Raw genomic sequence first — 9623 nt, forward strand, 5'->3', positions numbered from 1 at the left:
GGCCGTCGTTTGGCCGGTCGTTTTGTGCGTCCGTCCCGTAGCATCGGTATGAGCAGCTTCCTGTTGGCGATCATCGTGGGCGTTCCCCTCGCCTGGCATCTCGGACTGACGGTGTTAACCTACTACGACGCCGGGAACGTCGGCCTCGAGCCGCCCAAAAAGTGGGCGGCGATCACGTTTCTCGTCCCGGTGTTTGGGTTTTTCATCTATCTGTTCGAGCGCAGCGAACTCTCCTACGACCCCGATACGGACCCGTACAGGGGAAACAACTACAACGTCCACCCCTCGAGAGCCGACGACGCGCCGCTTCGCTCCCGCGGCGACGATCGACTGTCACCCGAGGGTACGGACCGGGACCAGGTGCCGACGGACGAGGAACCGGTGGCGGGCGATCGGATGGCGGACCACCCTCGAGACGACCGGAGCCCCGAAGAATCGACTGACAGTCGATAGCGGGCCAACGGTGCCTGACTTCGGACGAGCGTCGAGTCCACGTTCGTCCGGAACGGCTGCCGATAGTATATAAACTTCCTGCCACTTCGCTCTTGTTTTCTGATTTCGAACATTAATCGAGTGCGGTAAGACGACCTAGGTTGTGGCCGTGTCCGAAACCGGTCTCTTGCTGTGTTTGCGGTGGTTGGCCTCACAGTGTTCTTCTGTCTCTCCTCGCGATCCGGCATCTCGTTTCCGAGGTCTACACGATAGCCGCTGACTCACCTCCAAACGACGTGTGAAGCGTCCGAAACTGGGTAGCGGATGGGAAAACCCCGAAAAATCGAGTGAACCGAAGGAACACGCGTGGTATACGAAATATACGAAGACAAACAATTATTTTCCACAGACAATAGTCGTCAGCCGGGATGCTCTGTGTGACTCCGAATCGAGACAACTGTGAACATACATATATCGGAACGTCGTACGCCGGGGTATGGGCCTCTCCGTGCTCGAGGAGCCACGCGCAATCGATATGCACGCACACCAGCCGACCAGCGAGTTCCTCCACGACGCCGGCGGCCAGCTGATGAAAGACGCCGCCGACCGGTTCGGAACCGAACTCGAGACCGACTCCTACGAGAACATGCTCGAGGAGTATCGGGACGCCGGCGTCGACCGTGCCGTGTTGCTCGGCTGGGACGCCGAGACGAACACCGGGAACCCACCCGTCCCCAACGACTACGTCGCCGAGGTGCGCGACGAGTACGACGAGTTCTTCATCGGGTTCGGCTCCGTCGACCCACTCAAGGACGACTGTATCGAGGAGGCGATCCGCTGTGTCGAAGACCTCGACCTCTCGGGGTTCAAATTCCAGCAGATCGCACAGGGGTTCGATCCGTCCGATCCGGACCACGAGGAGCTGTGGGCGACCATCGAGGAACTGGGCGTCCCGGTCGTCTTCCACGGTGGCAACTCGACGCTTGGCGCGTGCTCACCGGGCGGTCGTGGCCTGCAGATCAAGTACGGCAACCCGATGCTGATAGACGACGTGGCCGCGAACTATCCCGACTTGCAGATTCTCATCGCCCATCCCGCCTACCCCTGGGAGAAAGAACAGCTCGCGATCTGCCAGCAGAAGGGCAACGTCTACATGGACCTCTCGGGATGGATGCCCAGGTACATCGACGACCAGGTACTCCACTACGCGAAGACGCTCCTCTCGGAGACGGTCATGTTCGGCACGGACTACCCGATGCTCGAGCCCGAGCCGTGGCTCGAGCAGTTCGCCGAACTCGACTTCGACGAGGAGACCCAGCGAAAGCTCCTCTGGGAGAACGCCCGTGAGTTCTTCGCCGAGTGTGGTATCTCGATCGACTGACGGCGTCGGTTCGTCTCGCTCGAAGTGGAGACTGCGTTGTGGCTGGCCTCCGAGTACGAGCGACGAGCGACGAGCTACGAGCTACGAGTGAGCCAGGTTGATCTCGATCTCGTTGGCCGCTCCGAGCAGGAGATCGGGTAGCTCGTCGGTCAACACCTCTCCCCGAAGGCGGTTAGCGGGACCGGCCACGCTGATCGCACCGACGGCCGTTCCGTCTGCTTCCCTGATCGGCGCACCGACTGCGTGTACGCCAGTCACCGACTCCTCGCGGTTGAACGCGTAACCGCGCTCGCGGACGGTTTCGAGTTGGTCGAACAGCACATCGCGGTCAGTGATCGTCCTGGCCGTCTGACCCGCCACCCCGTGGCGGTCGAGAACCTCGGCGACGCGCTCCTCGCTGAGAAACGCCAGGATCGCTTTCCCGGCGGCGAACTGGTGTAGCGGCGTCCGTCGTCCGATCCTGGCGTGGGTCGTGACCGAGTGTTTCCCCTCCGCACCGTAGACGTGGACGCCCAGACCATGCTCCTCGAGGACGAACCAGACCTTTTCGTCGGTCTCGGCGGCCACCTCGTCTACCTTCGGTCTGGCGACCTCGACGACGGGACGGCGGTCCCGAGCGTGAATCCCGTAGTCCAGAAACCACGTGCTCAGGCGGTACTCGTCCCCTTCACGGACGAGCAGCCCCCGCTTCTCGAGCGTCGTGAGGTGGCGGTGTACCGTGCTCTTGGCGAGCCCGACCTCGTCGGCGAGCGCGGAGACGCCCGCGCTGTCGCGCTCTTTGAGCGCGTCGACGAGGTCGAACGCGGTCTCGACGGTTTCGACCGATCGATGGGTCGACTCGGTTGGCATACGCTACCAGTCATCTCGTCGTTACAAAAGCCTGTTCCCGCTATTCGAACGCAGCACTTGGCGTGCGTTCACTGCTCTTGTGTGTCGCGTCGTGGCTCTGTTCGGCAGCATCACCACTCGTCTTTGACGAGCCGTTCCCGCCCGATGAATCGCGGTCGGTCGTCGATCGCGAGGAAGTTGTCGACGTCCTCGCGGGCGTCCTTCGCTTTCCCCCTGTCGGGGTCGTAGTCTCGCGATCCTTCGCTGCCCAGCGCGTCGTAGAGTTTCTCGAGGTCGTCGAAGTACAATTCCGCGACGCCGTCGAACTCGGCGTTTTCGGGATCGGTCGGCAGGATCGTATTGTACTTTACGACCCCCTCGATTTCGCGGGCGATCGGCGTGTGGTTCTCCTGCCAGTAGTCGACGAACGCCTCGTGGTCCATCCCCTCTTGGCGGACGAGAAACGCCGAGTGCTTGTAGAGGCCGTCGGTATCACCGTCGACCTCGTCCGTCTGGACGATCTCTTCGCCGATGAACCGGGGTCGCTCCTCCACCGCGAGGAAATTGTCGACATCCTCGCGGGCCTCCTTTGCCTTCCCCTTCTGGGGGTCGTAATCCCGTGACCCTTCGCTGCCGAGCGCGGCGTAGAGGGCCTCGAGAGTCTCGAAGTACAGCTCCGCCAGCCCGTCGAACTCGGCGTGTTCCGGCTCGGTCGGGAGCACCTGTTGATAGCGGACCACGCCGTCGATTTCCCGCGCGATCGGCGTGTGCTCGGTCTGCCAGTAGTCGACGAACTCCTCGTGGGACATGCCGTCCTGGCGGACGAGCAATGCGACGTGCTTGTACATTCGAGCGTGGCTATTTCACACAGTTCAATAAACGTCCGGGTGGCCCAGCTATCGCCTCGGTTGCTCCTCCCGGGTCCCGGGACCAGCATTTATAGTCGTCGGTTTGATTGGTAGGCGTACGCATGGCGTTCTACGACCGCGAGTTCATGGATGGAACCCGTGGCACCCAGGCCGTCGACTGGGAACAACGGATCGACACCCAGCGGCTCCGCAGGGAGCGCACGGAGCGAGCGCTCGAGCGACTCCGAGAGACCGACCTCGGGGCGATGCTCCTCCTTTCGGACCCGAACATCCGGTACGTGACCGGACTGGCGATGACCGGCGGCAGCGGAGCCGACCACTACACCTTGCTGACCGAAGACGGCGATGTCGTCCACTGGGATACCGCCGACCACGCGAGCAACCAGCGATACAACTGCCCGTGGCTCCACGATATCCGGTATGCGTGTCCCGGTCTCGGAAACGTCCCCCGAGCGTCCGGCCGGGAGTCCGCCCGCCAGTTCCTCCTCGAGACGATGGCCGAGGGCGTCGCCGAGGCCGCCCACGAGTACGGCGTCGCCGACGAGCGACTCGGCGTCGACGTCGGCAACCGTGGACTGCTCGAGGCGCTCGAGTCACAGGGCCTCGAGCCGGATGTCGAGACCTGTACTGCGGTCATGGAGGACGCTCGCAAGGTCAAGACGGAAGACGAGATCGAGTGTCTTCGACAGGTCGCCGCGATCTGCGAGGCCGGCTTTCAACGGATCGCAGACGCCGCAAAGCCCGGCATGCGGGAAAACGAGCTGTGGGGTGCAGCCGTCGAGGAGCTGTGGCGTCACGGCGCGTTCGTCGGCGGCGGCTACCTCACCTCCGGGCCGAACACCTGGCCGAAACACCAGGCCAACACGACGGATCGTGTCGTCCGTCCCGGTGATCTGGTCTACGCCGACTTCTACAACGTCGGCTACCTCGGCTACCGGTCGTGTTACTACCGCACGTTCTCGATGGGCGAACCCACCCAGGAACAGAAAGCGGCGTACGAAACCGCTCGTGACAACCTCTACGATGTCCTCGAGCGCATCGAGCCGGGCGCGACGACCGACGAGATCGCGGAGGGGTTCCCGGACATGGAAGGCGAGCACGCCGACTACTACGAGGCCGACGACCACTGGCAACTGACGACCAACCACTGGGCCCACGGGCTCGGGCTCCAGCTGTACGAAGTGCCGCTGATCTGGCGGGGGCTCTCGCCCGACCACCCCATCGAGATCGAAGAGGGGATGACGATGGCCGTCGAGACACAGGAGCCAGCCGGTCGGCAGGGCGTTCGCGTCGAGGAGATGGTCGTCGTCCGCGAGAACGGCGTCGAAATCCTGAGCCAGTGGCCCGTCGAGGAGATCACGGTGATCGATCACTGACCCGAACTATTTGGTCGCACGGACCGTACGGCGAGTATGCAGCTCGGGACTGGCCTCTTTACCGCCCAGCAGCGTCCGGACGACGACCGCGAGAGCGCCGACCGGTACGACGAGATTCTCGAGGTGACCCGCGAGATCGACGCCGCGGGACTCGACAGCGCGTGGGTCTCCGAACACCACTTCGCCGACGACGAGTACCTCTCCGGAACGATGCCGACCCTCGGTGCGATGGCAGCCGTCTCCGACGACCTCGAGATCGGAAGCTGCGTCGCGCTCGGCCCGCTGTACGATCCCATTCGGCTAGCCGAGGACGCCGCGACCGTCGACGCGCTCGCGGACGGCCGACTCACGCTCGGACTCGCGATCGGCTCGAACCCCCGGGAGTTCGACATCTTCGGCGTCCCTCGCGAGGAGCGGGCCGAGCGACTCGCCGACCTCGTCCCGTTCCTCCGAGGTGCCTGGAGCGAGGGCGATCTCGCGTACGACTCCGACTTTCACGACGTCCCAACGGACGTTTCGATCACCCCCGGGCCCGTCGAGGGCGACGCGCCGATCATGCTCGGCGGCGCGGCCAAGCCCGCGGTACGCCGGGCGGCCCGGATCGCCGACGGCTGGTGTGCCCCCTCGTCGCTCTCGGTCGAGGGCGTCCGGAAGCGCGTCGAGGACATCCGGCGAGTGCGCGACGAGGAGGGTCTCGCGGACGACTTTACGATCTACGTCCTCCAGCACGGCTGGGTCGGCGACTCCCGCGAGGGGGCCTGGGAGACGATGCGGGACGGTTACTTCTACATCCAGCGCCGCTACGCCGAGATTTTCTCCGGCGAGCCAGTCGACGAACTCGAGGCCGATCGCAAGCAGGAACTCAAAGACCAGGCGATCTTCGGCACGTCCGACCAGGTCCGCGAGGAACTCGAAACCTACCAGGAGGCGCTCGGCGACGATATCCACGTCATCTTCCGGACGTACCATCCGGGCGTCGGGACCGAGGCGATGGTCGACTGCATCCACCGGCTTGGGGACGAGGTCGCGCCGAAGCTGTGATCAGCCGGTCTTGTAGACCCCTCGAGCGTCCGCGACCAGCGTCCCGGCGGCGTCGCCGTCTCCCGGCGGTCCCTCGTCGCCGTCGTCGGCCGCGTAGACGTCCACGTCGACGACGCCGACGTCGCCGCCACAGCGGACGACTTCGCCCTCGGCGTAGAGGTCGCCCGTGCCGCCGCTCAGGTAGTCGATCCGCATGTCGATCGTCGGCACCGGCTGGTCGACCTCCGAGACCAGTGCCGCGCCGCCGACCGTGTCCGCGAGCGTGAACGTGACGCCGCCGTGGGCCAGCAACTCCTCTTCGTTCCAGGACAGTTCCTCCCGCATCTCGAGGTAGCCCTCGGCGTAGCCGTCGGCACAGTCGGTGATCTCGATGCCAAGCAGGGACGCGAACGGCATCCCTTCGAAGAACGCCTCGATGTCCATACGCTCGTTTCAGCGTGGCGACCGATAAAAGTTCAGTCGCTACCGTCCCTGCCACTCCGGTTCTCTATCCTCGAGGAACGCGTCGATCCCCTCGTTTTTGTCCGCGGTCGCGAACAGCTGGGCGAACAGCTCGGCCTCGTACTCGATCCCGCTCTCGATATCCATCCGCGAGCCCGCCTTCACGGCCGCTTTCGCGAACTCGAGGGCCACGGGACTGTTCGAGGCCATCGATTCGGCGAGACCGTACACCTCCTCGTCGAGTTCCTCGTCGCTTTCACAGACGACGTCGACGAGGCCGATCTCGCGGGCCTCCGCGGCGTCGATCAGCTCTCCCGAGAGGATCAGCCGCATCGCCTGTCCTTCGCCGACGAGCCGCGGCAGGCGCTGGGTGCCCCCGCCGCCGGGCATGATTCCGAGGGTGATCTCGGGCTGGCCGAGTGTCGCTCGCTCGTGAGCGATCCGAACGTCACAGGCGGTCGCGAGCTCGCAGCCGCCGCCGAGCGCGTGGCCGTTGAGCCGGGCGATGACGGGCTGGCGAAGGTCGTCGACGACCTCGTACACGCGGGGCCGTTTCGACGCCTCGCGTTGCTCCAGAGCGGTTCGCTCCCGTAGCTCGCGTACGTCCGCGCCGGCGACGAAGGCCTTGGCCTCGTCCGCGCCCGTTAGCACGACGACGCGAACGTCGCTGTCCTCGATCGCCGCGAACACGTCTTTCAGCTCCGCCCGGAGCTGTCCGTTCAACGCGTTGCGTGCGTCGGGACGGCTCATCGTCACCGTCGCGACGGCCTCGACGCGGTCACCGACCGAGAAGTGGACCGTCTCGCAGTCGGCGGCGACGTTCTCGACGGCGTCGGCACCGCCGACTCGAGCGTCCGCTCGCTCCGCCGATGTGTGCTCGTCACCGCTCATCGCCGACACCCCCGTTTCCGTCGCCACTGACGCCGACGATCTCGCCGTCCTCCCAGACGTAGAACCCCTCGCCGGTCTTCCGTCCGAGTTTGCCCGCACGGACCTTCCGTTTGAGGACCTGGGGAGGCCTGAACCGTTCGCCTAACTCCTCCCGGAGGTACTCGAGGATGTCCAGCCGGACATCCAGGCCGACCACGTCGCCGAGTTCGATCGGTCCCATCGGGTGGTTGTATCCCAACTCCATCGCGGTATCGATATCGCGGGGGGCAGCGACGCCTTCCTCGACCATCCGCATCGCCTCGACGCCCAGCGCCACGCCGAGCCGCGAGGAGGCAAACCCCGGCGTGTCGGTCACCTCGATGGCGGTCTTGTCGATCTCCTCGACGAACTCGTGGGCCCTCGCTACCGTCACCTCGTCGGTCTGTTCGGCGACGACGATCTCGACCAGTTCCATGATGTGGACCGGATTGAAGAAGTGCAGGCCGATCACGCGACCAGCGTGGTCGGCCGAACTCGCGATCTCAGTTACGGACAGCGACGACGTGTTGGTCGCGATGATCGCGTCCTCGTCGACCAGTTCCTCGACGTCCTCGAGGGTGTCCCGTTTCAACTCGAGGTCCTCCGGTACCGCCTCGATCACGAGGTCGGCCGTCTCGACGGCCTCCGCGAGGTGGGTCGTGCCGTCGATGCGTGACAGCGTCGCGTCGGCCGCCTCGCGCGAGAGTTCCTCCCGTTCGACCCCGCCCTCGAGGTTCTCCTCGATCGAGTCGATCCCGTCCTGGACGAACTCGGGCTTGACATCCCGGATGACGACCTCGTGGCCGGCCATCGCGGCCACCTGTGCGATTCCGTGACCCATGGTACCGGCACCCAGTACTGCGACGTGCATACGCCACACAACCCGAACGATCCTCAAAGGCGTTACCCTTCGCCGAGTGTGCTATGGGGTAACGGCACAAATATATGGCTTCGGAAGGTACGCGACGAGCATGCGAGACGTCTACCTCGTCGGAGCCGGGCAGACGCCGTTCGGGGCGTTTCCGGACCGGAGTTATCGGGACCTGTTCGCCGAGGCCTATCGGGCCGCCTGCGACGGCGTCGATCACGGGATAGACGCAGCCGACGTCGACGAGGCCGTCGTCGGCACGCTCGGCGTCGGCGGCCGCCAGCTCGGCCTGTCGGGGCCGGCGGTGACCGAACACGTCGGTCTCCACAACGTCCCCTGCTCGAGGGTCGAGAACGCCTGTGCGGCAGGGGGGTTCGCCGTCCGGAACGCCGTCCAGGCGATCAAAAGCGGGTTCGCCGACGTCGTCGTCGCCGGCGGCTACGAGGTGATGACCGACCTCTCGGACGACGTAACGAAGTACTGGCTCGGCGTCAGCGGGGAGACCGAGTGGGAGCGTCTGACCGGGACGACGTTTTCGGGGGTCTACGCCCAGATGGCCAGCGCGTACATGACCGAGTACGAGGCGACGACCGAGGACCTCTCCCGGGTCGCCGTCAAGAACCACGCCAACGGCGCGACGAATCCGAAGGCCCACCTCGATTTTACGTGTTCGCTCGAGGACGCCGTGGAGGCACCGACCGTCGCGGACCCGCTTACCCTCTATCACTGCTGTCCGACGTCCGACGGGGCCGCGGTCGCCATCCTCGCAAGCGAGGACGTGGTCGGTGAGTACACGAACGACCGGGTACGAATCGCCGGCGTCGGTGCGGGCAGCGAGCGGGTGGGGCTGGCGGAACGGGACAGCTACACCGGTATCTCGGCCTCGCAGGTCGCCGCCGAGACGGCCTACGAGCGAGCGGGCGTTACTCCCGACGACCTCGACTTCGCCGAAGTCCACGACTGCTTTGCGATCGCCGAGCTGATCGCCTACGAAGACCTCGGCTTCTGCGAGCCGGGGGCGGCTCCCGGGTTGCTTCGGGACGGAACCACCGAGCCCGACGGTGACCTCCCGGTCAACACGTCCGGCGGGCTCAAGTCGAAGGGCCATCCCATCGGAGCGACTGGAACCGGACAGCTCGTCGAGGCGTTCGAACAACTGACCGGGCGGGCGGGGGATCGACAGCTCGAGAACCCTCAATACGGGCTCACACACAACGTCGGCGGCAGCGGCGGTGCGTCGGTCGTCCACGTCCTCGAGCGCGAGCGGGCAGCCGACGAGACGGGGGTGGCCGGATGACGACGGGGGACCTCCGCGTCGAGGCAGTCGGCGCATACGCCCCGCGGTACAGGCTCACGGCTGCGGCCGTCGAAGAGACCTGGGGGCAGTTCCACGGCGCTGGCATCTCCGAGACCGCGGTTCCCGCGGCCGACGAGGACGCGTTGACGATGGCAAGCGACTGTCTCTTATACACATCTCT

10 protein-coding genes are annotated in these 9623 nt (G+C 65.3%); 5 read left to right on the plus strand and 5 right to left on the minus strand.

Annotation, left to right across the window (positions count from 1 at the left end; translation table 11 throughout):
- Positions 1-48: 48 nt before the first annotated feature.
- On the plus strand, positions 49-453 hold the full coding sequence (locus C446_RS04615; RefSeq protein WP_006671907.1) for a PLD nuclease N-terminal domain-containing protein: 405 nt from the start codon (positions 49-51) through the stop codon (positions 451-453).
- Between the two features lie 475 nt (positions 454-928).
- The gene (locus tag C446_RS04620; protein ID WP_006671908.1) at positions 929-1813 is read left to right on the plus strand and encodes an amidohydrolase family protein; all 885 of its coding nucleotides are present in this window, start codon (positions 929-931) and stop codon (positions 1811-1813) included.
- An 81-nt stretch (positions 1814-1894) separates the two neighbouring features.
- Here C446_RS04620 and C446_RS04625 read toward each other — a convergent pair whose 3' ends face one another.
- Together C446_RS04625 and C446_RS04630 are read right to left on the minus strand one after the other, a co-directional pair.
- Positions 1895-2662, minus strand: coding sequence for an IclR family transcriptional regulator (locus C446_RS04625; RefSeq protein ID WP_006671909.1), 768 nt, complete (start codon positions 2660-2662; stop codon positions 1895-1897).
- 110 nt (positions 2663-2772) lie between these two features.
- Positions 2773-3489, minus strand: coding sequence for an EthD family reductase (locus C446_RS04630; protein WP_006671910.1), 717 nt, complete (start codon positions 3487-3489; stop codon positions 2773-2775).
- A gap of 122 nt (positions 3490-3611) precedes the next feature.
- On the opposite strand from C446_RS04630, the gene C446_RS04635 reads away from it, so the two are divergent.
- Together C446_RS04635 and C446_RS04640 are read left to right on the plus strand one after the other, a co-directional pair.
- Positions 3612-4886: a M24 family metallopeptidase gene (locus tag C446_RS04635; RefSeq protein ID WP_006671911.1), complete on the plus strand. Its 1275-nt coding sequence runs from the start codon at positions 3612-3614 to the stop codon at positions 4884-4886.
- A 36-nt stretch (positions 4887-4922) separates the two neighbouring features.
- Positions 4923-5927, plus strand: coding sequence for an LLM class flavin-dependent oxidoreductase (locus C446_RS04640; RefSeq protein WP_006671912.1), 1005 nt, complete (start codon positions 4923-4925; stop codon positions 5925-5927).
- Here C446_RS04640 and C446_RS04645 read toward each other — a convergent pair whose 3' ends face one another.
- From C446_RS04645 to C446_RS04655, 3 genes are read right to left on the minus strand one after another with little or no spacing between them, the layout of a single operon-like run.
- Complete coding sequence (locus C446_RS04645; protein ID WP_006671913.1) at positions 5928-6350, minus strand: PaaI family thioesterase; 423 nt, start codon at positions 6348-6350, stop codon at positions 5928-5930. It abuts the gene before it with no gap.
- A gap of 39 nt (positions 6351-6389) precedes the next feature.
- On the minus strand, positions 6390-7259 hold the full coding sequence (locus C446_RS04650) for an enoyl-CoA hydratase/isomerase family protein (RefSeq protein WP_049920036.1): 870 nt from the start codon (positions 7257-7259) through the stop codon (positions 6390-6392).
- On the minus strand, positions 7249-8148 hold the full coding sequence (locus C446_RS04655) for a 3-hydroxyacyl-CoA dehydrogenase family protein (protein ID WP_006671915.1): 900 nt from the start codon (positions 8146-8148) through the stop codon (positions 7249-7251). Before C446_RS04655 ends, C446_RS04650 begins: the two co-directional genes overlap by 11 nt.
- Positions 8149-8248: 100 nt before the next feature.
- Here C446_RS04655 and C446_RS04660 point away from each other — a divergent pair, with 100 nt between their 5' ends.
- Positions 8249-9442 carry a thiolase domain-containing protein gene (locus C446_RS04660; protein WP_006671916.1) on the plus strand — a complete coding sequence of 398 codons (1194 nt, stop codon included), beginning with the start codon at positions 8249-8251 and terminating at the stop codon, positions 9440-9442.
- Positions 9443-9623: the final 181 nt, after the last annotated feature.

Source organism: Halobiforma nitratireducens JCM 10879 (assembly GCF_000337895.1).
Lineage (GTDB): Archaea > Halobacteriota > Halobacteria > Halobacteriales > Natrialbaceae > Natronobacterium > Natronobacterium nitratireducens.